Annotated in this window: 20 protein-coding genes; 13 read left to right on the top strand and 7 right to left on the bottom strand. The window is 53.2% G+C overall.

Translation table 11 applies throughout. From position 1 onward, the window contains the following. Positions 1–2: 2 nt before the first annotated feature. The 8 genes from OHL14_RS00650 to OHL14_RS00615 all read left to right on the top strand — a co-directional run bounded on the left by OHL14_RS00650 (position 3) and on the right by OHL14_RS00615 (position 10425). Positions 3–3137, top strand: coding sequence for an efflux RND transporter permease subunit (locus tag OHL14_RS00650; protein WP_263377373.1), 3135 nt, complete (start codon positions 3–5; stop codon positions 3135–3137). Then, positions 3134–4591, top strand: a complete 1458-nt coding sequence (locus OHL14_RS00645; RefSeq protein WP_263377372.1) for an efflux transporter outer membrane subunit — start codon at positions 3134–3136, stop codon at positions 4589–4591. The genes OHL14_RS00650 and OHL14_RS00645 overlap by 4 nt, the downstream gene beginning before the upstream one ends. Before the next feature lie 111 nt (positions 4592–4702). Beyond that, positions 4703–5071, top strand: a complete 369-nt coding sequence (locus OHL14_RS00640) for a winged helix-turn-helix transcriptional regulator (RefSeq protein WP_263377371.1) — start codon at positions 4703–4705, stop codon at positions 5069–5071. After that, entirely contained in the window at positions 5068–6135 is a 1068-nt protein-coding gene (locus OHL14_RS00635) for an NAD(P)H-dependent flavin oxidoreductase (RefSeq protein ID WP_263377370.1), read from the top strand. Before OHL14_RS00640 ends, OHL14_RS00635 begins: the two co-directional genes overlap by 4 nt. Positions 6136–6223: 88 nt before the next feature. Beyond that, on the top strand, positions 6224–7090 hold the full coding sequence (locus tag OHL14_RS00630) for an SDR family oxidoreductase (protein WP_263377369.1): 867 nt from the start codon (positions 6224–6226) through the stop codon (positions 7088–7090). Between the two features lie 94 nt (positions 7091–7184). Continuing rightward, positions 7185–7943, top strand: a complete 759-nt coding sequence (locus tag OHL14_RS00625; RefSeq protein WP_263377368.1) for an SDR family NAD(P)-dependent oxidoreductase — start codon at positions 7185–7187, stop codon at positions 7941–7943. Positions 7944–8494: 551 nt separating this feature from the next. Continuing rightward, positions 8495–10063 (top strand): DHA2 family efflux MFS transporter permease subunit, encoded by a 1569-nt coding sequence (locus tag OHL14_RS00620; protein ID WP_263377367.1) that lies wholly within the window; start codon positions 8495–8497, stop codon positions 10061–10063. A 131-nt stretch (positions 10064–10194) separates the two neighbouring features. Continuing rightward, positions 10195–10425: a hypothetical protein gene (locus tag OHL14_RS00615; protein ID WP_263377366.1), complete on the top strand. Its 231-nt coding sequence runs from the start codon at positions 10195–10197 to the stop codon at positions 10423–10425. Between the two features lie 293 nt (positions 10426–10718). On the opposite strand, the gene OHL14_RS00610 is transcribed toward OHL14_RS00615, so the two are convergent. Beyond that, a complete protein-coding gene (locus OHL14_RS00610) occupies positions 10719–11711 on the bottom strand; it encodes a quinone oxidoreductase family protein (RefSeq protein ID WP_263377365.1) in 993 nt (330 codons plus the stop codon). Between the two features lie 322 nt (positions 11712–12033). Between OHL14_RS00610 and OHL14_RS00605 the strand changes: the two genes are divergently transcribed. Next, complete coding sequence (locus tag OHL14_RS00605; protein ID WP_263377364.1) at positions 12034–12867, top strand: enoyl-CoA hydratase/isomerase family protein; 834 nt, start codon at positions 12034–12036, stop codon at positions 12865–12867. Positions 12868–13299: 432 nt separating this feature from the next. Continuing rightward, positions 13300–13923: an HD domain-containing protein gene (locus OHL14_RS00600; protein WP_263377363.1), complete on the top strand. Its 624-nt coding sequence runs from the start codon at positions 13300–13302 to the stop codon at positions 13921–13923. Positions 13924–14162: 239 nt separating this feature from the next. Here OHL14_RS00600 and OHL14_RS00595 read toward each other — a convergent pair whose 3' ends face one another. Further along, the gene (locus tag OHL14_RS00595) at positions 14163–15584 is read right to left on the bottom strand and encodes an argonaute/piwi family protein (protein WP_263377362.1); all 1422 of its coding nucleotides are present in this window, start codon (positions 15582–15584) and stop codon (positions 14163–14165) included. Next, the gene (locus tag OHL14_RS00590) at positions 15581–17029 is read right to left on the bottom strand and encodes an SMEK domain-containing protein (RefSeq protein WP_263377361.1); all 1449 of its coding nucleotides are present in this window, start codon (positions 17027–17029) and stop codon (positions 15581–15583) included. Before OHL14_RS00590 ends, OHL14_RS00595 begins: the two co-directional genes overlap by 4 nt. Positions 17030–17384: 355 nt before the next feature. On the opposite strand from OHL14_RS00590, the gene OHL14_RS00585 reads away from it, so the two are divergent. Continuing rightward, positions 17385–18749, top strand: a complete 1365-nt coding sequence (locus tag OHL14_RS00585; RefSeq protein ID WP_263377360.1) for a hypothetical protein — start codon at positions 17385–17387, stop codon at positions 18747–18749. 61 nt (positions 18750–18810) lie between these two features. Here OHL14_RS00585 and OHL14_RS00580 read toward each other — a convergent pair whose 3' ends face one another. From OHL14_RS00580 to OHL14_RS00565, 4 genes are all read right to left on the bottom strand, one after another. Further along, positions 18811–20901 carry a hypothetical protein gene (locus OHL14_RS00580; RefSeq protein ID WP_263377359.1) on the bottom strand — a complete coding sequence of 697 codons (2091 nt, stop codon included), beginning with the start codon at positions 20899–20901 and terminating at the stop codon, positions 18811–18813. A gap of 57 nt (positions 20902–20958) precedes the next feature. Then, positions 20959–21372: a DUF5615 family PIN-like protein gene (locus tag OHL14_RS00575; RefSeq protein WP_263377358.1), complete on the bottom strand. Its 414-nt coding sequence runs from the start codon at positions 21370–21372 to the stop codon at positions 20959–20961. 9 nt (positions 21373–21381) lie between these two features. Then, on the bottom strand, positions 21382–22011 hold the full coding sequence (locus tag OHL14_RS00570; RefSeq protein ID WP_263377357.1) for a DUF433 domain-containing protein: 630 nt from the start codon (positions 22009–22011) through the stop codon (positions 21382–21384). Between the two features lie 623 nt (positions 22012–22634). Continuing rightward, the gene (locus OHL14_RS00565; protein WP_263377356.1) at positions 22635–22868 is read right to left on the bottom strand and encodes a helix-turn-helix domain-containing protein; all 234 of its coding nucleotides are present in this window, start codon (positions 22866–22868) and stop codon (positions 22635–22637) included. A 133-nt stretch (positions 22869–23001) separates the two neighbouring features. Between OHL14_RS00565 and OHL14_RS00560 the strand changes: the two genes are divergently transcribed. Further along, positions 23002–23685 (top strand): RNA polymerase sigma factor, encoded by a 684-nt coding sequence (locus OHL14_RS00560; RefSeq protein ID WP_263377355.1) that lies wholly within the window; start codon positions 23002–23004, stop codon positions 23683–23685. A 45-nt stretch (positions 23686–23730) separates the two neighbouring features. Continuing rightward, the coding region (locus OHL14_RS00555; protein ID WP_263377354.1) for a hypothetical protein at positions 23731–24790 on the top strand (1060 nt) is incomplete at its 3' end.

Here is a 24790-nt window from a genome sequence, read left to right as displayed (position 1 = left end):
CCATGAAACTTCCTCACTTTTTCATCGAGCATCCCCGTTTTGCGATTGTTCTGAATGTCTTCATCGTCATGGCTGGCCTTGCCACGATGTTTTCATTGCCAATCGCCCAATACCCCAACATCGTTCCCCCGACCATCAAGGTTACGACTTTGTACCCCGGTGCCTCCGCCGATGTGATCGCGCGAACGGTAGCGACGCCCCTCGAGCAAGCCATCAACGGCGTAGAAGGTTCGGAATACATCAGCAGTCAATCGACCGGCAATGGACAACTGACATTGACGGTAATTTTCAAGATCGGCAGCGACCCGAACACGGACCTTTTGCTCACGCAAACACGCGTGCAAAACACCCTCTCCCGCCTCCCTCAAGAAGTTCAGCTTCAGGGCGTGCAGACCAAGAAAGCGATTGACGATCTACTGCTCGGTGTCCACATTTATTCACCGGATGGCTCTAGATCCCCTGAGTATCTTTCGAACTACATGATTCACATTCGGGATGAAATTGCCCGCCTGCCTGGTGTTTCAGATTTTCAACTATTTGGTGATCGTCAGTACGCAATGCGTATCTGGGTCGATCCGGACAAAGCCGCTGCCTACAACATCAGCGCTACGGAGATACTTGCGGCCCTGAGAGCGCAGAACGCGCAAATCTCAGCCGGCGTCCTAAATCAACCACCTGTAGCGACTAAAGGTGCTTTTCAGATCAACATCGAGGCGCTGGGAAGACTCAGTACGCCCCAGCAATTTGAAGATGTGATCGTAAAGACTGACCCTCAGGGACGCGTCACCCGAATCCGGGACATTGGCCGCGCAGAGCTTGGAGCAGCTGACTACAGTTCACTCGGGTATGCAGATCGTCACCCAGGCGCCCCATTCTTTGTGGTTCCAACTCCTGATGCGAACGTGGTTCAGCTCGAACACGCCATTTGGGCCAAAATGGCCGAGGCGGCGAAGACCTTCCCCTCAGGCGTCGGGTACTTGCACATCTACGATCCCACGACATTCGTGAGTCAGTCGATCCATGAAGTGATTGTCACGGTCTTCATCGCAATCTTGCTCGTGGTTGTCGTGGTGTACGTGTTCTTGCAGAGCTGGCGTGCGACTCTTATTCCTGTTGTTGCGATTCCCGTATCGCTCATCGGAACTTTCACGATCCTGACAATTCTGGGCGGGTCTGTCAATAACCTGTCTTTATTCGGACTGGTGCTAGCCGTAGGCATCGTCGTTGACGACGCTATCGTCGTAGTCGAAAATGTCGAGCGAAACATGGCTCGTGGTCTGACTCCATTGGAGGCCGCCCATGAAACCATGACTGAAGTTTCGACGGCCCTTATCGCAATCGCACTCACTCTTTGTGCCGTGTTCGTGCCGGTGGCTTTCATCTCCGGGATCCCAGGGCTGTTCTTTAAACAGTTTGCGATCACGATCGCTGGATCCACGATCATTTCGTGTTTCGTCTCTCTAACGCTCAGCCCAGCTTTGTGCGCAATGCTTTTGAAGCCGCACGCAGTTGTTGGCGCGCATGACAAGCCCACCGGCATAGCTCGGATCATTCGCCCAATCTTTTCGCGGTTCAATGCAGGTTTCGAATGGTTGTCGACGAGCTACGGGCACCTTACGAGCCGCTTCGTTCGGGTGACCGGAGTGATCTTTCTGGTCTACCTGGCCTTCATCGGGCTGACGGGACTCCAAATGTCGAGAATGGCTACTGGTTTCATCCCGCAGCAGGATATCGGTTACTTGGCGATTGTGTGCCAGCTCCCGCCCGGCTCGAGCTTGGCGCGGACAGATGAAGTGGTTCGCGAAGTGAACGACATCACCCTGAACACCTATGGCAGCAAACACACCTCGCCGGTGACCGGCCTAGATGTGACTACGAACACGATTGCTCCAAATGTTGGAACAGTCTTCACATCCCTGCCTTCTCTGTACGGGGAACACCTTGAGGGCGTGAATGCGGCGTACATGGTGAAGGCTCTCCGTAAGAAGTTTGCAGGTTTCAAGGGCGCCAACATTCTCGTCGTAAATCCACCGGCGGTAAAGGGTCTTGGTTCTGCAGGCGGTTTCAAGATGATGTTGGAGGATCGCGACGAACTTGGACCACAGGCTTTGGCGGAGGCCACAAAGAAGCTTGTAAACGCTGCAAACCACGATCCCGCATTCGCGGGTGTGTTCACGCTCTATAACGCAGGGTCTCCAAGCGTCTATGCGGATATAGATCGAGAGAAGGCGGAGAAGCTCGGGCTTTCAACCTCCAATATTTTTCCAACTCTCGAACTCTACATGGGATCGCAGTATGTCAACGATTTCAACCTGCTCGGGCGTACGTATCCGGTCTTTGTTGAAGGTGATCAACAGTTCCGACAGACAACGGATGAGATTGGTCGGCTGAAAGTACGCAACGCTAACGGAGATATGGTTCCCATCAGCACTGTCGCTACATTCAAGGAGAAGACAACCCCTTATCGTGTGCCTCGCTATAACCTTTACCCCGCTTCAGAGGTGATGGGTGAGCCAGCAGCAGGTGTCTCGTCAGGTGCGGCCTTGAAGCGCATCGAAGAGCTGGCGAAGGAGAATCTGCCCCCAGGTATTTCATTCGAATGGACGGACCTCGCCTTCCAACAAGCAAAGAAGGGCATTCCGACTGTAGCTATCTTCGGCGCCTCAGCTCTCTTCGTCTTCCTCGTTCTCACCGCACAGTATGAGAGTTGGAAGATTCCTCTCGCTATCGTTTTGATCGTGCCCATGTGCCTGCTTGCAGCTACCACCGGGCTCAATATCAGGACGTTGCCCATCGATATCCTTGCTCAAATTGGCTTTGTTGTCTTACTCGGGTTAGCCGCGAAGAACGCGATTCTGATTGTCGAGTTCGCGAAGCAAAGACAAGATCACGATGGAGTGGACGCAAAGGAAGCTGCTGTTCATTCTGCACAAGTTCGCCTGCGCCCAATTCTTATGACATCTTTTGCCTTCATTGCTGGAGTATTTCCACTCGTCATTGCTGAAGGCGCAGGTGCTGAAATGCGACAGTCTTTGGGCACTACAGTGTTTTCCGGAATGCTGGGTGTGACGATCTTCGGCCTTCTTTTCACTCCAGCCTTCTACGCGCTCGTTGGGAAAACGGGGAGGAAAGCATGAAACAGTCGAACTCTTTTACCGCCATGGTTGCTCTAAGCGGTGTTCTGCTAGCAGCGTTCCTTCAGGGTTGTTCTGTGGGGCCTAAGTACAAGGCTCCGCAACCCCCAGGTGCGGCGATGGCGCCATTTCATAATCAGTTGCCTGAATCGGATTTGACCAAGGTGCCTTCGCCTTCATTAGATGAATGGTGGACCGGGTTCAAAGATGCCGAACTCGTTACGATCATCCAGCGTGCTTTAGCTCAAAACCTCGATCTCGCGGCCTCACTAGAGCGCGTTAATCAAGCTCGAGCAGTAGCCGGTGGTGCAGCTGCGCGGCTCTATCCCTCAGGGGAGTTTGATGCGGCTGCAACCATCGAACATCAGAGTCTAGATGGAAACTTGGGCAACGTCTCTCGCAACGTTCCGTCTTTTCGCCGAAATATCCATGAGTACACCGTTGGCCCCGCTGCAAGTTGGGAGCTCGACGTTGCGGGCGGGATAAGGCATAACGCAGCCGAGGCGCGGGATGAGGTGCAAGTTGCGGAGGCGAATCGCATCGGCACCCGGGTCATCGTGACGGCGGACGCGGCGGATGCCTATCTTCAGGTCCGTGGTTACCAGGCACAGATTGCGATCACCAAGAATCAGATCGAGACGGATGAGCATTTGCTAAAGCTCGTTCAGAACCGCTACGAAGCGGGAGCTGCCACCAAACGCGAAATTGCGCAGGCAGAAGCTCTTCTGGAACAAGCGCGTGCAACACTTCCACCCCTTCGCTTGGCCGTGGAACGCCAGCTCAATCGATTGGACGTGCTGATGGGGGCTCAGCCAGGAACGTACGCTCATGAATTGGAGACCGATATGCCGATTCCCTCCATTCCACGCATCGCTAGCCAGCAACCTGTCGATGTGTTGCGTCGCCGCCCGGACATTATTGCAGCAGAGCGAAAACTTGCAGCCTCAAACGAACGAATCGGTGTCGCAGTGGCTGAATACTACCCGAAGATTTCGCTCGCCGGTGTTCTCGGCGTGGACAGCTTGAACTCTGGGAGTCTTTTTACCGCCGATAGCTTTCAACCAGCTGCGGTGGCAGGGTTGCGGTGGCGGCTCTTCGATTTTGGACGAGTTAGTGCAGAGGTGAAACAAGCTCGCGGAGCCAATGCCGAAGCTCTCCTGATTTATCGCCAAACGGTGCTTAAGGCGGCCGAAGATGTCGAGAACGCGATTGCAGGTCTCGCTGAAACGGAGGCCTACGATGCTGAGGTTCAGGCCGAGGTTCAGTCTCTTACTCGCGCTCGAGACCTCTCGCAACAGGCGTACCGCGCTGGCTCAATCACGCTCACCGACGTTCTTGATTCGGATAGGCAACTGCTCGTCGCACAGGATCAGCTTGCGGCTAACCGTGCTGACACCGCTAGGGCAGCAGTGTTTGTATTCCGTTCGTTTGGTGGAGGATGGCAAGCTCCAAAGTGAACGATCCATTTACGAGATAAGGCGACCTCCCCGCGCCTTAGAGCCTGTCGGACGCATTGAGCGCCCGGCAGGCAAAACATCTCGACAGTCTCAAACGTGAGGTCAGCAGCCATGAGCGTCAAGCCAAACGAAATTTCCGAGATCGACCTTCTCAGGACTTTGTTCGAAGGCAAATGGAGATTCGACATCATTCGGAATCTCTGCAATGAGCCGAAACGGCTAAGTGCTCTCGAACGCCTCATGCCACAAGCACGAAAGAAGATGCTCATCGATACGCTTCATGCCCTCGAGGATCTTGGTTGGGTTCATCGCTCTGATCTCAGCAGACAGAGCAAATGGGTTGAGTACTCCCTCTCCGCTGAATGGTCGGACAGGATCGAACTCACACTGCAAAAAATTACCGACGAAGAAATTCGGAAAGGCGGAGAGGTCGCGGGACAGACTTCTGCGAACGTCAACGACCGAATGGAGACTCTATGAACGCACTATTAGCAGCGGTGGACTTTGCCTCCTCAGTTGATGCTCAATTCCCGCTCTTCATGTCGCCGATGACCGGAGCTTCCCCAGTGTCTCTGGCGGCCGCGATCTCAAATTCTGGTGGGATGGGAGCTTGTGGGACATCGCTCATCGCACCAGATGCGATCACTGCATGGGCCAGAGAGTTTCGCACACTGAGCTCTGGCGCTCTCAACATCAACATTTGGATTCCCGGCCCTTCGGTAATCCGTGACGTGGACCTAGAGACAAAGCAGCGTCAGTTTCTAAGTACCTGGGGACCAGAGGTTCCTTCTAGTGCAGTCGATATACCGAAGCAGGACTTTGAAGGCAAATGCCAGGCTGCCCTCGAGGCGAAGCCCACTGTAATTTCCTCTTTTTTAGGCGTATTCCCTTCGACGTTCGTTTCTGCAATGAAGGCGCAGGGGATCAAATGGTTTGCAACGGTAACTACTGTGGCGGAGGCGGTGACTGCACAAGCTGCTGGCGCAGATGTTCTTGTCGTGCAAGGTTCAGAGGCTGGAGGGCACAGAGGTTCGTTTCGTGCTGAAAACGCGGAAGCTGAGGCAGTCGGTCTTTTCTCTCTCCTTCCACAGGTTTGTGACGCCGCTAGGATCCCAGTTGTAGCAGCCGGAGGAATCTCGGACGGCCGTACAATCGCCGCTGCCTTGATTCTCGGGGCTAGTGCCGTTCAGATTGGTACGGGATGGCTTCGGACTCCCGAGGCTAAGATTCATCCTGCCTGGGCGAAAAAGATAGCCGAAGCAGCCGCTCACGACACGCGCCTTACGCGTGCCTTCTCGGGCCGAAGTGGCAGGGCAATACGCAACGACTTCCTTGAAGCAGCGGCCGAAGATGGGGCTCCGAAGGCCGCCGCTTTCCCTATCCAACTTGCGCTTGCGTTTCGCATGATTGGCGACGCCGTTGCGAAGAGCGATCCTGAACGCTTTCCATTGTGGGCGGGCCAATCGGCACCTCTTGCCCGAGAGCTGCCAGTCAACGATCTTCTCCAGGAATACTGGCGCGAAGTTCTCAACTATCTCGGCTGAACACAGCCGCACATATTTGAAAAAACCAAGTCTTTTTGAACCCAACTTGCTGGTCAACGCCAGCACACAACCCGAAAGGAAAAAGATCATGTCTAAAACAGTCCTCGTTACCGGTACTTCAAGCGGCTTTGGCAAAGATATCGCCCTGACCCTCGCGCAATCTGGCCATCATGTTTTCGCCACCATGCGCGGAGTTAGTGGCAAGCATAGTGAAGCTGCGAAGGCACTCCAGGCTGCGGGAATAGAGGTTATCGAGCTCGATGTCACGAAAGACGCTAGCGTCACCGCGGCCGTGAAGCTTCTTTTCGACAAGACGGGGGGCAAGCTGGATGTGGTCATCAACAACGCCGGAGCGTTATTCAGTGGGATTTCCGAAACGATCACCTCGGAGCAGGCTCTGCAGATTTTCGATGTAAATGTCGTTGGAATCCAGCGTGTGCTGCGCGCTGTGCTTCCCAACCTTCGTAGGAATGGTTCGGGGCTGGTGATCAACGTCGGTTCTATTCTCGGGCGTCTGACAATTCCTTTTATGGGCCTTTATGGCGCCTCGAAGTTCGCGGTCGAGGCGATGACAGACAGCTACCGCTACGAACTATCACAGCTTGGTATTGACGTCGTGCTGGTTCAGCCGGGCCCATATCCGACTAATCTCTATTCCGACATCGCTGGTTCTGACAGTGCGCGCGCTGATGAGTACGGTCCAATAGCCGAAATCCCGAAGGCGTTCGGTGAGTTCATTGGAACCTTGTTTAGCAGCAAAGACGCCCCTAATCCTCATGACGTGGCTGAACAAATTGCGAAACTGATCGACACACCAGCCGGCCAGCGCCCCCCACGTCTTGTGGTCGGTTTACCGTTCGGAGCTGACGCCGCCAACGCGGCTATCGAGCCGATCCAGAACCAATTGATCTCTGGCGTACAAATGGATGGCCTGAAGACGCTCAAGACTGCCTAACCTTTAGGCGACACGAAACAGGGCGACCGTTATACACGGCGCCCTGTTCCAGTTCCGTTGTTGGTTACGATCGGGCTATGCGCCGAGGTACAAAATGAACTTCAGCGGTAAGGTGGTGCTCATCGCTAGTTGTAGTCCAGAGCTCGGGATCGAACTCGCGAGACAATTCCTGCAAGCCAAGGCCTTCGTCCTAACCACGGGTAGCGTGAGTCACGAAGAGGCTAAGCGAGTTGCTCGCTGCGATCGTCAAGTAGCAACTGGCATTGAGGCGCTGACAGTTGGTTCCGCTCCCACCCTCGCATCATTTGTCGAGGCAACGTTCGGAAAACTCGATACGATCGTCCTCAACAATTACGAGGGCCCAACCCTCGACTTCTCCTCGGTTACTGACACCTACTCGATGTCGATTCTTGATACACTTTCCTTTCTCCATCCTTTACTGGCGGACGGGGGTACCATCGTGCTCTGTAGCCCGTTCGCTCCTGAAGCACAACCGAATTATGAGCTTCAGTTCGAATTGGCCACCGCGGTGCTCGGAGCTGTCGCTGAACACTGGGCAAAGGTTTTGAGTCCGCGTTCAATACGCGTAAATGTGGTGACTCATCGCCACGTCGGCGACAGCCGATTGCATCAGGAATCCGGAGCGTTCGATCTCTCGCATAGTTCTTCCAATAGTGAGAGCCAAAAGAGCGAACGTCTTCCCTCAAAGGCAATCGAACAGAGTGCTGCAAGTGTTTTGTTTATGGCGTCTGACGTGAGCCGACCTTGGAGCGGAATGCAACTGTTTTCCGATGGTGAGTTACGAGCGGTTCGGAGTGTCGAAAGCCGTTTCCCCTCGGAGATGCCTGGGTAGCCTGACCTACACCCCAAAGTACTTCCCTGGTCGTCAGGCCTATCGAGAAATTGATCTACATTCATCGACCAAAGGTTGTCCGTCTCGTCGGCCGGAATACTTGGTTGTTACCGAAGCTGGTAAGAGCTAGCGCGACAGGATGCGCAATAACGCCATCAAGCTCGGAGTTACGAGATGCAACATTGCCATCGACCATCGGATAAACCGCTGTCTCATGAAGGTAATGGTGCTGTTTCCAGAGCAGAAAGCAAATCATCCGATGGTATCGGCCAACACCATCGTGTAGACACGTTGACGTGTGTGATGATGCATTTCTCTTACCTCGTTGGCCTAGCGCAGTACATTGACAAAAACCATGCAAATGATGCCATGTGTGATGATTCGATACCTTCAGACAATATGCCCCGCCGAGAGCTCTTGTTGTAATTGAACCGGAGCAAACGCAAGGTAACGCCAGTGGTCCACGGTGTTTCGCTGCCTGCCCAGAATGGTGGCAAGTCGGATGATTGACGCGTTGCTGCCGAGTCAGGACGCGGAAGGAATCCAGCAGCATGCCGGCTACACCCTCACAAAGCATCGATCAAACAAGCGCGAATCCATGGCTCATTGCAGCGGCGGTAATGCTTGCAACTTTTATGGAGATCCTTGACACCGCGATTGCTTCTGTTGCTTTACCCTATATCGCTGGTTCTCTTTCTGCTTCGAACGATGAGGCCACCTGGGTTCTGACTAGTTATTTGGTCGCGAACGCCGTGATTCTTCCGGCGAGCAACTGGTTTGCGCGCCGTTTCGGACGAAAACGCTTCCTGATGGCTTGCGTTGCACTATTTACGCTTGCATCATTCCTGTGTGGGTCAGCTCCCACCTTGGCTCTTCTATTGCTCGCTCGCATCGCGCAGGGTGCCTCCGGAGGGGCGTTGCAACCCCTATCTCAGGCCATACTGCTTGAAAGCTTCCCGCCAGCTAAACGTGGTTTGGCGATGGCACTGTTTGGCTTAGGGGTCGTCGTCGCTCCTGTCATCGGGCCCACTCTTGGTGGCTGGCTTACCGACACCTACAGTTGGCGCTACGCGTTTTACATCAACCTGCCAGTCGGTGCGCTTGCACTCTTCATGATCGCCCGCTACGTGCAAGATCCGCCCCACATCAGGAATGCAGTTGCGGGCAAGTTTGATGGCCTTGGGTTTGGCCTTCTCACCGTGTGGACCGGTTGTCTTCAAGTCATACTCGATAAAGGACAGGAGGACGATTGGTTCGGGGCAATATGGCTCCGTTGGGCCGTGTTAGCGCTCGTCATCGCATTGAGTTGGTTCATCGTTCACTGCCTACGCAGTCGAAATGCTCTCGTCGATGTCCGGGTCCTCAAAAATCGAAATTTTCTGGTGGGGTCCTTGCTGATATTTTCGTTCGGTACGGCACTCTACTCCCTGATCACGACACTCCCGCTGTTCTTTCAGGAGATGCTCGGTTACACCGCGTTCAATGCTGGGGTCGCCGTCTTTCCTCGTGGGTTCGGTGCTATTGTCGCGCTCCCGATTATCACTTACCTAGGGACGAGAGTCGACACACGTTATCTTCTTACTTTCGGGCTTCTGCTCTTTGGGTTTCTCGCTCTCTACTTCGGAAACATCACGCTGGCCATCGGCCCGACGACGCTCTTAATTCCCATCATCGCCACAGGCTTCGCCTTCTCATTCTGTTTCGTACCCATCAACACCGCATCGTATGGAACATTGCTGCCAGACGAAATCGGCAATGCAAGTGGTCTCTACAATTTGATTCGAAACATAGGCGGATCGATTGGGATCTCGGTGGCACAGACGTTACTCATTCGCCGGAGCGCGCTTCATCAGAACGAAATCCTGAACTACGTGCCTCAAACCTCGAGTCCGTTTCAAGAGCGGATCATTGCCCTAGAGCACTACCTCTCGCTTCATGTCGGATCTGCAAACGCTTTACAAGCTGCGAGAGCACAGCTCTATACAGAACTGGGGCAGCAAGCTCTTCTTTGGGCTTTTGTCGATTTCTTCCGGTACCTTGCCGTCCTTCTTTTTGGCTGTATCGCACTAGTGTGGTGCTTTCAAAGGGTGAAGGGGAAGCCGCCTGTCGGGTCCCATTGACGAATCCACAATGCGCTATCTTGCATAGGCGAAGCCTCAGATCGTCACACGGCGCCTCCATAATCCGTTCGCTTCGAAGCATTCGATACCTGTCGAATCATGTGAAGTGGATTCCGGAGTATGATCCCGCCATGAACTTTGCCAACATTTGCGGTCACTACGTAAATCTCGATGCCATCGCCTATTACGTCGCGCGTGATGGCGGTGGCGTAAACATCCACTTTGCGGGCGGCATCAAAGAACTCCTCCTGCCTAACGCCAGCATCGGCGATGTCTGCGGGGCGATCCAAAAGGCGAAGACGGAACCGGATTGCGCCGCTGTTCAGACTCTTTCCGATAGCGGTCGATATGCGAAGCAGTAAACGGGCAGCTTAGTCTTGGCGGTCACCCGCACAACACCGTGTGCCTAGCGCTCAGCTCTTTGTGTGTCGATCAAGCGGAAGAAGCTGTGCGGCTGCGTGAAAGTAGTTCCATTGGCAGTCCAGGCTCGTTCAGAACGAGCGGGATACTCTTCGGAGTTATTTGAACCCCGAAGAGCATCTACCGTTGGCAGCCTTGGTTTGAATGAGCACGCGCCTCTTATAAAGCTCCCTTGAACAAGAGAGTGATGTGAACCTTATTCTCAACGCATTGATGGACCTATGCGCCGTCCTACTTAGGCTTTCACGCGCAACAACACTTTGCCCATCGGACCGCTTCTCAGACGTTCAAACGCATCAGGCAATTCCTCGAACGGAAAGACGCGATCGACCTGTGGGCGGGCTCCTGACTTTGCCATCACCGAAAGCAGTTCATGCCATATAGTTCTGGTTTCTTCCGGCGTGTAATAGCCGAGCGCCATTGCGCCAATCCGCAAGCGACGAGAAAAGAGAGTTCCAGTGTCGAAGTTAGGCACTGGGCCCGCAAGTTCGCCGACCAGGCTGATCCTTCCGAGTTCGCCCATCGTCGCGATAACCTCGGGAAACAGTTTGCCTCCTATATTGTCCACGGCAAGATCAACCCCCCGAGAGTTCAACGCGTCCTTTACATCTTTTATCCAATGCGAATCATGCGGATTGAATGCGAAAGCCGCTCCGAGTTCTTTCAGGCGCCGTTGCTTGTCCTCATCGCGCGAAAGAGCGACCACGGTGTGACCCATCGCAGCAGCCAGTTGAACAGCTGCGACGCCGACACCACCTGAGGCACCGGTGACGAGCACAACGGAGTTCGGCTTAAGTGGTTCCCACATAGTCAGAGCACGATAAGCCGCCATATAGACAAGGGTTGCGCAGGAAGCTTCCTCGTCAGTCCATCCGGGTGGAATCTCGACCAGGCTCTCTGCTGGGATCGATACCCGTTGGGCAAAGCTTCCCCATCGGAAAACTCCCGCTTGGCTGCGCAGAATCGTGCGGCGATCACCCACACGCACACCGATCACACCTTCGCCTACCTGGACAATCGTTCCTACACCGTCTCGACCCAACACGTGTGGCAGAGGGGGATTTACGGGGTAAGGGTATCGTCTCTCGGCCAGATAGAGGTCTGCCGGATTTAGGGCTGCGTAATCAACTTCCAGGACAACTTCGCCCTGCTTTGCCGCCGGATTCGGAGCATCTCCCAATTGCAAGTGATCGACTCCCGCAGATCCATCCCATAACCAAGCTTTCATATTTTGTCCCTCCCAGTCGTTACGCCCTCGTCGGCAACCGACACGTTTTCAGATGTCTTGGAGGATTGAGATTGTCCGACAAAAACAAGGCGAAAACTGACATAGATCACACTTATCTGCGAGTCTGCTTTTCCCCAGAATCCTCACACTTAATCCTGTGCTCTTGCGATCACAAGATAGAAGCCCACCTCCGCTAAGTGGCGCAGCGTTGATCGCACAAGGCGAGGGACCCCAGTGTCGTCCCGTGAGTCAATACCTTCAGACAATAGACGGTGGGTTGTTCTCTTGCTGTAATGAAGCAGCTTCACAGAGAGGTCAAATCATGCCTACACGCCAACGTCTCAAGATCAGCAAGATCACACCAGCATATTGGGTCGTCACGTTCGACAACCCGCCAATCAACATCTACGATCCCGAGATGTTTGCGGAGTTGAACGTTCTGCTGGATACGCTCGATAGCGACAGGGACGTCAAGGTGATCGTCCTCGAAAGCGCGAACCCAGATTTCTTTATTGCACACTATGACTTTCTTCGAGCCGACGTCATGCCGGATCAACCTGGCGCCGCTGAATTCACTGCGTGGTCCCGAATGGTCGTGCGGTTCGCCCAGTCACGTGTCATCAGCGTCGCGAAGATTCGAGGCCGTGCCCGCGGGCAAGGGTCAGAAATCGCTCTTGCCTGCGATATTCGATTTGCTTCTAAAGAGAAGGCCATTCTTGGCCAACCCGAGGTGGGTGTCGGTTGTGTCCCCGGAGGAGGGGGTACGGAATGGGTAGCACAGCTAACAGGCCGCTCTCGCGCTATCGAGATCCTTTGCGGAGCGGACGACTTCGATGCGGATACGGCGGAGCGGTATGGCTGGGTGAACCGGTCCATACCGGATGCCGAGTTGGATGCGTTTGTCGATCGCTTTGCCCGCCGAGTCGGAAGCTTCCTGAAGCAGCCGCTTGAACTTGCCAAGAAGCTCGTAAACGTCACGACGGGGTTTCCCACAGAAGCTCAATTGTGGAACTCCAACCATGCGTTCCAAGGAACGCAGGTGTGGCCGGATACGCAGGCACGATTCCAGAGACTGATAAAGCTCGGCTTCATGCAGCCTGGAGACATGGAACTAAACATGGGGGAGCGTCTCGGCCGAGAAGAAGACTTCCGATAGCCCAACAACTGTGAAGGAACCAAAGAGTGGCCAGAGAAACACGGGCCATGTCTCTTCGAGTCATTTTCTTTGGTGGTGAGGAACAAGTTGTCCTCGCCGCCGACATCGGCTCTGCTGTCGGCGTCTCAATCGCCCGTCAGCTCCTCGAAGCTCGGGACACGGTTCTTGCGGTAGGGAACTTGAGGAGTGACAAAGCTCAACAGCTTCTCCACCTTGGCAACATCATTGAGACTGGTGTTTTCTGCAGCACTAAATGAGTCATCGGAGGCCGTCGCTTGACGGTGCTGATTAATGCTTCCAGTAGCCCTGATTCAATACCTTCGGACAATACCACGACAGCGAGGCGTTTGATGTAATCGTTGCGTCCGATCGAACGACCCCTCTGTAGCAAGTACCTGCCATTCGGTCGATCCAACAAGAAGAGAGGAAACAATGATCACCGAAATCAAACCGGCGAATAGCTTTATCGTGTCTCAGGCAGAAGAGTTTGCACGCTCGGTATCGAGCCCATTGCTCTTCAATCACGTCATGCGTTGCTATTGGTTTGCGGAGCTACTTGCGCAGCGCGATGGTACGGCAGTGGATCAGGAGCTTCTTTTTCTGTCGGCGGCCCTGCATGATTTAGGTCTCACCGACTACGTGAAGGGCTCCCATCGTTTTGAGATTGAGGGCGCGAACGTCGCTAGAAGGTTTCTGTTAGATCAGAACATTGCGGATGATCGGGCCTGGCGTGTCTGGGACAATATCGCGCTCCACCAGTGGGACGTCAATCTGTACCGCGATGACACTAGCCGACTTCTTCAGAAAGGAATTTACTTCGACGTACGTGGTGATGCGGAATCTGCACTGGATCCGGACGACGTGGCGGAGGTTCTCCGACGATTCCCGCGCTTAGGATTCAAGGATGGCTTCTACGCACTCCTGCAGCGTGAGGTCGCAACCAAACAGCCATACCAGCACACCTATAGCCTCTGCACTTGCCTAGCTCATCATCAAAGCTGGATAGCCATGCCGAACCCGAAGAGCATAATTGATGGGGCGCCCTTCGATGAATGAACAATCTTATGACCAAGAGTAGTCCGAGTCATCGAGTCATCGGTTGAGGAGGTTCGCCGGGGCCGCTTGATCGACCAGATTTCGTCTGCGGCGGCAGGGCTGTTGAAGGTCCCAGGGACCTGTTGGGCCCTAGGGTTTGTCAAAAATCTTTGAAGCTCTGGGTCTTTCTCAATCGCTTTCGCTGTCGCCCCCTGCAAGTTGACCTCGACAACGTCCAACTGGCCGTGGCTTCGGATCCTTTACATGTAGTAACCATAGCGAATCTGCGGATGGTCATGCTCCCCTAAGTACTTCATGATCTCCCCGACCTTCCGGGCACAACTCAAAGTGATGGGGTACTTACCGTCAAACTGAGTGTTGTTCCAATTCATCTTGGTGAGACCGAGTATCTCTCGGGCGAGGAAGTCTGCGCTCTGTTCCGAACGCAGAACCCGGAGCTCAAGAGGCTGTGGAATGTACTTTCCGGGGTATGTGCCGTAATACCAATTTGAGCCTCGGGTGTAAAGCAATTGATGATTTTGACCGATTTCGACAGATGTGCCCCGGTATGGTGGATAGTCCCCATACCTAAACAGTCGAAGTTTGGAATCCATGACGGTGACGAAATCAACGGTGTCAATATGCAACTCATCCGCTGCAGATAAGAAGCCGTCCGCTTCAGCGTCCGAGAAGTTGGAAGTCTTGTGAACAACTACCCGCTTTGGGTTCGTGCGCAACGCATTCCAGTACTCTTCCAACGCGGATTTGAATAAGACATACGCCTGCTCAGCTGTCAGCTTTGGCACACGGTCATCCTTATCCAGGTGGACGGGAGTGCCACGCATGATCAGGCCGTTGCCCAACTCATCGAACACTTGGGCCAAACTGGTATTGATGCTCTTCTTATCACGGCTTCGGTAGAAGGCTACGCCAAGCGCGCATGACAGAGGGTGGTCGGCGTCTCTGTCCAAGCGCCACGGGTTGGTCGCTCCCGCCTTGTAATAAAGCGCAGTAGAGAGGTTCCAGGCTTTTGTTGCGTCATCTTGCTGCTTCTTTGCGTCTGTTTTGAAGGTTTCAGCCCGCAGTAATTGAAGAGGTTTTCCGAAGTGCATTGTTCGCGCTTTGAGTGCACGACGAAAGTTCAGTTCCGAATCCACTTCGACACTGGTTTCGAGCTGCTCCTCTTCTTCGAGAACAGCGTCTTTACTGACAGCATCGTAGATTTGTTTAGACAAAACGCACACTATAACGTCGACAGGTCGGTTCTGCGCTAAAAACTTGATCTCGTTGTAGTAGAGATCGATTGCAGCTTCGATCCTTTCGATTCTGTTTTTTATCTTTGCTATCTTGCTCACGTCCGAATTCTTGATTGGGCGTCCGAGATCCTGATTGAAAACAAACTCTGCATAAAAGCCGGTCCCAGAATTGAAGCCGCAGAAATCAGGAAACAGGTTGCGTTTACGTTCATCCGAAACACCTTGAATCGGTGTCTTCATTCTTTCAAGCAGACTCGCGATGGCTTCGAGATCGGCGCTGACGCCAACGACTCCGAGAAGTATCGGAGTGCGCCGGGTCTGCGAGTGGCGGTCATAGACTCCATACGTGGCAATGCCCCGCCTCGGACAGATGTGAGTTCCGTCAGCAAAGGCCAGCCGAGGTTCTTTGATATGAGATAGCTTCATAAGTCGAATAACCTTCTTGGAACTTCGTCTTCCTCTTCCGACGAATCAGATATCGGAAGCCACTTGGAATCATCGAGACTTGGTGCGCCGTCGAATGTCAACATATTCCCGAACGAAAGCAGTACCACATGGCTCTCGGGACTGAATAGGGTCTCTTCATCTATCGTTTTGAGCCACGTCGCGATGAATCTAAAGTGGTTCACCACAGATTGGTTGCTCTCTTTTCGCTTTATCCAACTCAAACTTTGAAAAGCGTAGTTCGATTTATAAAAATTGAGACCAAAGCTGAAGTACCAGCTCGGCGTGATGGACATATACCAGTAGTCATCGAAACGGAGAAACTGAACTGCAAATGAGAGATGCTTTTGCTGGAGGATCTTTGATGGATCTTTCTTGTAGTACTTGCGATCGAAGACTGCCCGAGTTGCTGTTTTCTCACCGCGCCACTCGATATAACGTTGGTCTTTATCCTCTTCGCGTGGGAGAAAGATAAATTGGCGGTCTTCGTGTTCCCAACGCACATGTTCCGGGTAGAGACGTTGTTGCAGTGTAGACCGAAGAAGGGATTTGAACACTCTTTCACGATCGGGCTCGGTGTTCAGGAAGTCTTCGGGGGTGTGCTTCTCAGAGGTTCCAGGCTCGATCAGATGACGGAACGGGGAACCTGGATCAGTCAGGTCCAGAAACGAGATGATCTGTTTGCCGTGCGTGACATATCCGGACGGAACCGGCTTCCTGAGGTCCTTGTTGAACTCGCTGATCGTTTTACGCATTTGCCCAGGCCGTCTCTTGCCATGCCGATCAAGTAGGTCTGCAGACATTTGGGCGATGTGCAGAGTGCTCGGGAAGTACAGCTCCACCAGATTGGACAAGAGGGATTCTGGCGGTTCCGTAGGCGGATCAATATCTTCATCGGCAAGACCGACCGGAATGCCCCTCATATAGGCTGTGAGGTGGTTGACGACGGCTCGCAATTGTTGAGGTGTTGCGCTGGCCGCTTTTGCCGAGATGTCTTGATAGTCCCAGATGTCTTTGGTGACGGAAAAACTGAAGCGCCCATTCGTGTCAGCATCAACCGACGACTGAGAATAGCTGCCTTGCTTCTTCGTTAGGATGAAAATGATTAATCGGTCATATTTCTGATCGAGCCCTTGATCGAAGAAGACCTCTATTGTGTGCTTGATCTTCGCGAGATCAGCTGTTCCTGTCACTTGGATTGCCACCCTCGCCAAATCGTCAGCAAGATCAATTCCTGGGAAGTTCACCTCTTCGGAATTTACGTTGCGAAGGGCCGTCCATCCGTACAATTCGCGAAAAGGACCGCACAGAGCGAACTCCGCTACCTTGTGCGTGTCATAGTTTCCCATGGCACTCGCGGACTCAACCTGAAACCTCAGTTGCGCGATCAACTCTCTGAATTCGTTCTGCAGATCGAGATGCTTCACGTGTTTTCACTTCGATTCAGCCAGATTCGACGGGAAATCGGGACGATGCATGTTCATGACAATTCTAGTTGCTGGAGACTAGCAAAAGCATGGAAAACCGGAGTGAAACCGGGAGATCAGCATCTCGAAACCCTGAGGGCAAGAACCAGGACCTGGAGTTGGTCGGACCGAAACCGGCTGTTTCGGGGTCTCTAGTCACCGTTGTCGAAGTTGGTGCTCTGAACACGCAAGCAGCCAACAAATGAGGCTCGACTGTTGCCCCAATGTTCAATACGTTGTCGAGTTAAATCGGTACTTGGTGCGATCACAAGACCGTATCATCGAATTGCATTGATACTCAGGAGGCAGGAGTCGGATGACGCAGCAAGACGGTCTTTGGCTTGCTATTAATGGCGGGATACTCGGTCAGAAGATCGAATATGCCATTGACCGACATGGCCAATTCTCCTATCCGATACCACAGGGCGACTATCACCCACGGAGGGCTGAGCTAGTCATCGTTTCTCTGGAGGGGCGAAAACCGGACTACCTTGGCATAAGCGTTCGAAGTAAATTTGGCACTACCGGCCAAATGAACGTCATGATCTCGAATCTCATATCGGTCGAACGCCTAAGCACGGCTGAAATCATTGCATCTCTGCCGAAGCGTTTCCGAGCCAACTTCTCGCCACCGCTAGTAGGTATTTACCGGCCGACTCCTCGGTTGTGGGAAAAACTGCTCTCAATCTTGATCCCAGATACGCCTAACAACAAAATCCGTATGAGAGCCCTACAGAGGGCCTTCTCCGAAGCGAACCGGGTTGGCCGGCGTGCCAATGATGGTGGCCTCGAAGCGTTCGAAAGGGATGCCATAGCGTCGGCATTGCAAGCATGGGGCGGACCGACTGTACGACGAAAGGTGCTTCGAGGAGCAGTTCCAACGGACGACGAGAGAGCGCCGTTCTTAGCCCGCCTGCGAGATGTGATTTCACGAGAAGATCCTCAAATCAATCACGACCACACGGTCTTCCCCGGCATGGTCATCTCGCGGCGCGATATCGTCAGCTCGGTAACACTCACCGATGGTTCGGATCAGATCACCATCTTGAATTGCAATCGGCAACCTCTGGAACGCACATTGGGCGTAGATCTGATCTATTACAGCCATAAATACAAAGCCTTTGTCCTCGTGCAGTACAAGCGGATGGTCGACGACAACGGTATCCCGACGTACCGTCCCCATTCTGACGATAACCATGAGAAAGAACTTGTGCGCATGCGGATCGCAGGGCAGCTACTTCAAGCTCTGCCGCAACAAAACTCCGTTGACACCTCTGGATTTCGTCTGAACAGGGCTCCCTTCTTCATCAAGTTATGCGAAGCGAAAGCATCGATCGGGCTCGACTCAGGAATGGTTGCCGGAATGTACTTGCCTCTCGAGCTTTGGGAAACACTGCTGAGTTCTCCTAAAGTGATCGGCCCAAAAGGAGGCATTGTTGTCACTTGGGAGAACTGCACACGTCGCTTCAGTAACGGAGAATTTACAAACCTACTTCGCAACGGCTGGATCGGATCAAGCGAAGGACAGACTGACAAACTTTCCGAAATCGTTGAGGAAGTTTTAGATTCTGGGAGAATGCTGATCTTGGCAGCTACCGAACCAGGTCAAAGATCAAAAGATTACAGAAGGGACAATTGGGGAAGATTCTCAGGCGAAGACGATTTGGAATCCTCTTTCTAGTGTCACAATAGCCTGCAGCAGTAGAGTATGCAATTGAGAGTGATGAGTGGCACGGAGCTCACTAGATGGATTCTGACTGCTTCATCTTTAGCTTAACGTTGTTTAGAAGTGTGTCGATACTCTCTTTGCTATGACCTAAAGCCTCAAGCATCTCTTCTGGTGTAAGAGTTCCGCTTTTTATGAATGGGATCGCCGCTAGAAGGGTCGTGGACAGTCGGACGTAGTGCCAATCTTGCGTGAGCTTGCGTCTAAAGATCTTTAGTTGGATCGGGTCGTTGAGTTGGGTGACAAGATCCTCCGCGCTAGGTGAATCTCCTGTCCAAAGAGTATGCGTGGCCTCGACTGTCGTTTCCCCAAGGGAACCAGAAGGATCGACCAGGATGTTGATCGTCTTCTCGCGAAGGAACTTGCCGAGAGCTGACGCGTCATAGAAATGAACGTCCTCTTGTTTACCCGCGATGCTAACCGGCATCGCATTCAACACGACAAGGTGCACCTTTTCCCATGAAGCATTCTTACCGAGGTGCTTTCTCAAGGGTTCGGGATCTTCCTGAAGCTGCTTCGATATGCGACGGATTTGACGCGCCGCAGCCTCCAACTTCTTTATGAAGAAGAAGTCATCACTTGCGCGGCCAACCGGTAGACTGTAGTTCTTGCACTCGAAAAGGAACAACTGACCGTCCCACAGGACGGCTGCATCGCAATCGAATGTTTCGTCTCCGATCTTGTACTTGAACCCCACCGCCTGGATCCCAGCTTTCTGGAACATGAGCAGTACTTCAGCCTCGAATAGCTCTCCCTTGCCTTCAACCTGAATTTCTTGGTGGTGAATCTGAGAGAGGATAACCCTCGGCAGTGAGACAGCGGCGTACGCTGGGGCGAAGAAATAGAGCTTGCCGTTGCGATCCTCAAGCAGCGGGGCGTCGTACATGTCCAGCTTGTCCAGCGAGAAGATCAAGGCGTTGATGAACGTATCAGCCTTTGCTGGCGTCAGCGACGCTCTTACAAGCGTGTCTCTCAGGTTGGGTCGATCGACCGAAACAAGTTCGAGACGAAGCTTTCCGGTAGCATCTTTGGCGAACCAACGTTCCAGAACGGCATAGGCCCTGATCCACTCGTGTAGCCTCAGACCGCCGTACTCCTTGATGGAAGTGGTGACCGGGTAGTTGTAGACAGCGTCGAGAGAAAGGAAGGCATCAGCTTCTTCTTCAGAGACGAAAGTGTTCTTCTCGAAAGGGACATTCTGTGTCCGGGGATCAAGGAGCGTCAGTTTCGCAACACTTTTCAGCTTCATTCGGTTCTGCAGAAATTGCTGATCAAGACGCAGCCGTGCAGTTTTGAAAAGAACGTCTGTCCCAAGCTCCAGATTGAAGCGGAGAAGCTCTTGTCGTCCCGAATCTCCGACGGCCACTCCGTTGTCCTGAACGGTAAGCAATTCATTCCAGTATCGGATGTGTTCGCTCGCCTTTTCTATCTCTTCCCAGACTTGGGAATAGTACTGATGCGAACCAGCTTCGAACTGAAGTTCTTCGCTCGGCTCGAACAGAGGAGGCATAACGATTCTCGAACCATCTCGCAGGCCTTGATAGGCCAGCATCTTGAGCGAACTGCCCATGCCTTTGATAAAACTATTCACTAACGCATCAGGACTGAAAAGATTGCCGTTATCGTCCTTGATCTTCACGTTCAGAGGACTCATAAACGCAAAACCATTGGCCCTCGGGCTCTTGACTACGAACTCCCCGAGCTTTTCGTGAACGAGCGCGATCTCGGCAACAGCCCTAGCAACAATCGCCCACGCCTGTTCATCGATCGTTCTTTTGCTAATTACACATTGGCCAACACTGTCGAGAATGCTCTTGAAAGCGTCGTCGATACGCTTGCACTCATCGATATGAACGTCCAGGTATTCCACTTCATCAGAGCTGCACTTTTCAACGATGAATGCCCGGAGTTTATCTCGAAATTCATCGCGGCTCTTGCGCTGCGAAGCGGTCGCATGCTTCTTGATGAGGCAGCCAGTCCGCACAACGTCTTCAATCAGACGCTCATAAGTTTCAGCACTGGGTTCATCATCTGCGTTAAGAGTCTCTAAAACGTCTTTCCAGGAGAGCGCGCCAAACGCTTTTTTCATCTTTTCTCGATCAAACATTTAGCCTCCTGTTATTTCATCCCAATCATGGTCTTTCTCGCGGTGTGCTCTCTCTCTTCACTTAGGCATTCCGTAACGAGTGAGGCGTACAAACCCGTCCTCCAAGAGCACCACTTCCAGGACCTGATTGATGAGGTCGCCCTCTTCTTTTAGGTTCGTCAGGATGAGATCGAAAAGACGCTTCTGACGCTCCAGATTCAATCCGCCAGGAGCGTCGATGCAGATCAGGCCTGCGTGAAGGGTAATCCCTGCGTAAACGCCATGACTTCCCGGATGCTTAGCAGGGCCACGAAAATCCGTTCCGTTGTTCGTGATGAACGTCCAATCTCCTTCGAGAATGGTCGCTTTCAATTCCCAATCCTTCAGTCCCGCTAAGCCCAAGTGATTGACGTGTGAACAGACGAATCCCTTGGCGTTGGCCTGTTCGACCAGACTTGGGCTGAGGTTCTCATCGATCAGCAGTTTCTGCACGCTTATTTCCTACACGGACGCCCCTCGAAGGTGTTTCTTCGAGACGGAGATTATGTCCGATTCGGGCAGCGATCTCCGCTTTGGCCGGCCTCGGAGAGGCCGAGCCTTCGCGTAGACAGAAGCCAGACGGAACTGTCTTTCGGACAAGCGTGGATAGAGTTCCTTCAATTCGTCCATGGGGGTCTTTTCCTCTACCAGACTGGCAACTTCATAGACAGGGATTCGGGTGCCTTGGATGACTGGGGTCCCCGACAGAATCTCAGGGTCTTCCACGACCATTTCCTGTGCGCTTTGCAGTTCCTCGAGGCGGGCATTGACATCGTCCCAAAGCTCCTGAATTCCAACCTCAATCATCCGCGATTCCTGTAGCTTGCACGACCGCAAAGCCGTCCAGGACGGGCATCGGCTTGAACCATCCAAAATGACTCGCTGCCGAGCATTTGGAGTAAGCCATTCGGATGTCTCAAACCAAAAAGCAATCCACAGGCAGGCATCGCGTTTCAAAGTGCGAACCGCAGTCATGCTGTACAAACTTTCGGGCAGAATTCTCCGGTCGATCGTGCGGTTCACGTCGTCTACAGAAACGCCGGCCACAACCGCAGCTTCAGTTGTCGTGAGACTGTCGAACGCCATCTCCATCGTGATCCACCTTATGCATAATTATAATCCTTCCCGCAGATGGGAATGATTTACTCAGCCCTGAGCGTTGAGCTGAGACCCCTGCATTGTGGAAAATTATTAGGAAAGTGATGTGTGAGCTGGCCCGCCACGACCCAGCTCACGCCCTCAAAATTTGGTGTCAATTTGGTGTCAAAGACCGGCCACATGCCCGGTTTTGCCGGCTCTGCCGGTTTATAAGTGCCTACCCGTCAATAACTTAGCGTTTGCGCGTCTCCATGGCATGGAAGGGGTCATCATAATCCTCATTGTTTAGCGCTCACTTAGCGAAGTCTGTGTGCGGCGCCGATAACGATTAGTGTGGAGAATCCTCATCATTCGCGAGTGCACCAGGGCACCTGCGTAGATTGAAACAGGTCAGGGAAACCGTGCCGTCAGATAAGAGAACACACTTCGCCACAGTACCGTGTGAGGACATCTTCTCACGGAACAGTAACAGCCGACTGACGTTCGGTCGTGCCTTTCATGTGTCATGCGCATCTTCGAATTAGGCGGAATCGCTTTCCCCGGTCGAGAATCGTTCGTCGTTTCGAGGTGACACCGAGCGAGACTACGGGTTATGATCCGGGTAGGTTAGGCCGCGATTAGCTTTTGTCTAAGGTTTCAGATGCAAAGTCGAAGAACTCTCGCACAGGAATTCCCAATGTGATTGAGAAAGATTCGATGGTTTCAAAGGAGGGTGCGTTCAGTCCGCGTTCCACTAAACTGAGAAAATCGACGGAAATATCGAGTAGTTCAGCGAACTTCTCCTGCGTCAGGCCGTGTCGCTTGCGGATAGAGCGCAATTTCTTGCCGAATTGTTTTCGCAATGTTGCCACACTTCGAAGTGTGGTGTGACTGAGGTTTTTGGAACACCGAGTGTCACTACGGAATAGCTAAATTTGGTTTTCCTAAAGCGGAAAGCGAGGGAATGGTAATGCATCTGCTGTCATATTTGTGCGGAGGCCTCTAGTGAGCACCGACGCTGGCGTATGCTATCCCAGCCAACTCCAAGGCGCGAAGATTGAGCACGCAGAGCTGCCCCAAGAGCGGGAGCCACTGATGAGCCGAGTTGCCGTATCGGTTGTCCCGCCTCCGTCGAACACGATCGATGCCGATGAACTGCTGCTGAAGGAGGTTGGACTAGGTTCACGGGATGCGCTGTCCGCTTTATTCCGAAGGCATGGCCAAGTAGTCTTCAACTCAGCCTATCGGCTGCTTCGGAACCACGCCGAGGCTGAGGATGTTCGCCAAGAAGTTTTTCTTTATCTATTTCAGAAAGCGGCCTTATTCGATATTGAGAAAGGTACCGCGATCTCTTGGATTATTCAGATCACGTACCATCGAGCGATTAACCGTCGCAAATCCCTCATCTCACGCGGTCATTACAAGACAGACCAATTCGATGAGGATCTCGTCCCCTCCGATGTTGGATTGCCATCGACAGACGCCATCGATGGGCGCGCCATGTTGAAACGTCTCCGGTCGACGCTTTCGGGAGATCAGTGCTTGACTCTGGAAATGCATTTTTTTGAGGGGTACACACTACGCGAGATTGCAGAGAAGAGCGGCCAGAGCCTTGGAAATGTTCGGAACCACTACTACCGAGGGATGGAATGTCTGCGTTCCGGGCTCTTCTCAGAAAAGCGCGATTGAATTGAGAGAAATGGTAGAGAATTGCTCCCAAGGGGGCCGAAGCTCGTGAACCGTCAACTACACATCGAGTTGGAAGCGATGACGGCTCTCCATGAATCTGAGTTGACCCAGGAAGATTGGGCGCTTCTCCAGGTTCACCTCGCGTACTGCCCTGAGTGCAGCGCGAAGTTTGAGCAATACCAACAGATACTCTCCCAGATCGTTCCGGCGATGGCTGAAAGCGCTGCCCGCGAGATCTTGGATCTCCCGATTGAGTCCGCTGCAAGCTTTGAGGCCGCAGAGCGCAGGCTCATGCAAAGTCTTCCCGCGACAGAGCCGTCGAAGCCGAGTGAACCTAGCCGAGTGGTTCCCTGGAAAGTCGTGAGCCTGGCGCTGGCGGCCTGTTTATTTGGACTAGCCGCTATGGTGGGCGCGCACCATCTTAGCGAGCGAAAACATGATGTATCGGCGACAGGGCAGAGCGGACCTCCAGTGCCTAGCATCCGGCACTCGGAACCCGATCCGTTGCAGGCGCAACTCGCAAGTGCTCAAGAAAAGCTTGGGGCACTCGAGCGACAGGCCCAAACCTCAGCAAATGAAGTGGCTCAATCACGACTCGCGCAGAAGAATGCCGAACAGCAGCTGCTGGACGAGGAGTCTAAACGCGAGCAGATCGATACAGAGAGAGAGCAACTGAAACAGCAACTTGCTGCCGTCCAGACGGAGGAAACGAAGCTCCGAGATCAAGTTGCCTCGGCCACGTCTGGTGCTCTCCAACAAGCGACGCAAAGAGAAGCACTGGAGAACAAGGTTCATCTGTTGAGCGTCGAGCTCACGGAGAAGGAAACCGCACTCGATGCAAATCAGCGCATGCTCGCGTTGGACAAGGACTTCCTTGCCCACGATAGGGATATCCGAGACCTCATTGGAGCTCGGAATCTGTATATCGCGGACATCTTCGATACTGGAGAGAACGGGAAGACCGCCAAGCCGTTTGGAAGGATTTTCTATACGAAGGACCGCTCTCTTGTGTTCTATGGCTTTGATCTTGACAAGCAGAGCGGTGTCTCCCAAGCTGCTTCCTTCCAGGTGTGGGGAAGCGGGAGCGACAAGCAGCCTGTGAGCC

Source organism: Granulicella paludicola (assembly GCF_025685545.1).
GTDB lineage: Bacteria > Acidobacteriota > Terriglobia > Terriglobales > Acidobacteriaceae > Granulicella > Granulicella paludicola.
This window is presented reverse-complemented; position numbering and strand designations above follow the sequence as displayed.

Coding starts and splice junctions, on each gene's coding strand:
- OHL14_RS00635 (WP_263377370.1), top strand. CDS start 5,068: ATGAACGCACTATTAGCAGCGGTGGACTTTGCCTCCTCAGTTGATGCT.
- OHL14_RS00650 (WP_263377373.1), top strand. CDS start 3: ATGAAACTTCCTCACTTTTTCATCGAGCATCCCCGTTTTGCGATTGTT.
- OHL14_RS00615 (WP_263377366.1), top strand. CDS start 10,195: ATGAACTTTGCCAACATTTGCGGTCACTACGTAAATCTCGATGCCATC.
- OHL14_RS00610 (WP_263377365.1), bottom strand. CDS start 11,711: ATGAAAGCTTGGTTATGGGATGGATCTGCGGGAGTCGATCACTTGCAA.
- OHL14_RS00620 (WP_263377367.1), top strand. CDS start 8,495: ATGCCGGCTACACCCTCACAAAGCATCGATCAAACAAGCGCGAATCCA.
- OHL14_RS00640 (WP_263377371.1), top strand. CDS start 4,703: ATGAGCGTCAAGCCAAACGAAATTTCCGAGATCGACCTTCTCAGGACT.
- OHL14_RS00600 (WP_263377363.1), top strand. CDS start 13,300: ATGATCACCGAAATCAAACCGGCGAATAGCTTTATCGTGTCTCAGGCA.
- OHL14_RS00595 (WP_263377362.1), bottom strand. CDS start 15,584: ATGAAGCTATCTCATATCAAAGAACCTCGGCTGGCCTTTGCTGACGGA.
- OHL14_RS00630 (WP_263377369.1), top strand. CDS start 6,224: ATGTCTAAAACAGTCCTCGTTACCGGTACTTCAAGCGGCTTTGGCAAA.
- OHL14_RS00645 (WP_263377372.1), top strand. CDS start 3,134: ATGAAACAGTCGAACTCTTTTACCGCCATGGTTGCTCTAAGCGGTGTT.
- OHL14_RS00585 (WP_263377360.1), top strand. CDS start 17,385: ATGACGCAGCAAGACGGTCTTTGGCTTGCTATTAATGGCGGGATACTC.
- OHL14_RS00605 (WP_263377364.1), top strand. CDS start 12,034: ATGCCTACACGCCAACGTCTCAAGATCAGCAAGATCACACCAGCATAT.
- OHL14_RS00580 (WP_263377359.1), bottom strand. CDS start 20,901: ATGTTTGATCGAGAAAAGATGAAAAAAGCGTTTGGCGCGCTCTCCTGG.
- OHL14_RS00570 (WP_263377357.1), bottom strand. CDS start 22,011: ATGGAGATGGCGTTCGACAGTCTCACGACAACTGAAGCTGCGGTTGTG.
- OHL14_RS00625 (WP_263377368.1), top strand. CDS start 7,185: ATGAACTTCAGCGGTAAGGTGGTGCTCATCGCTAGTTGTAGTCCAGAG.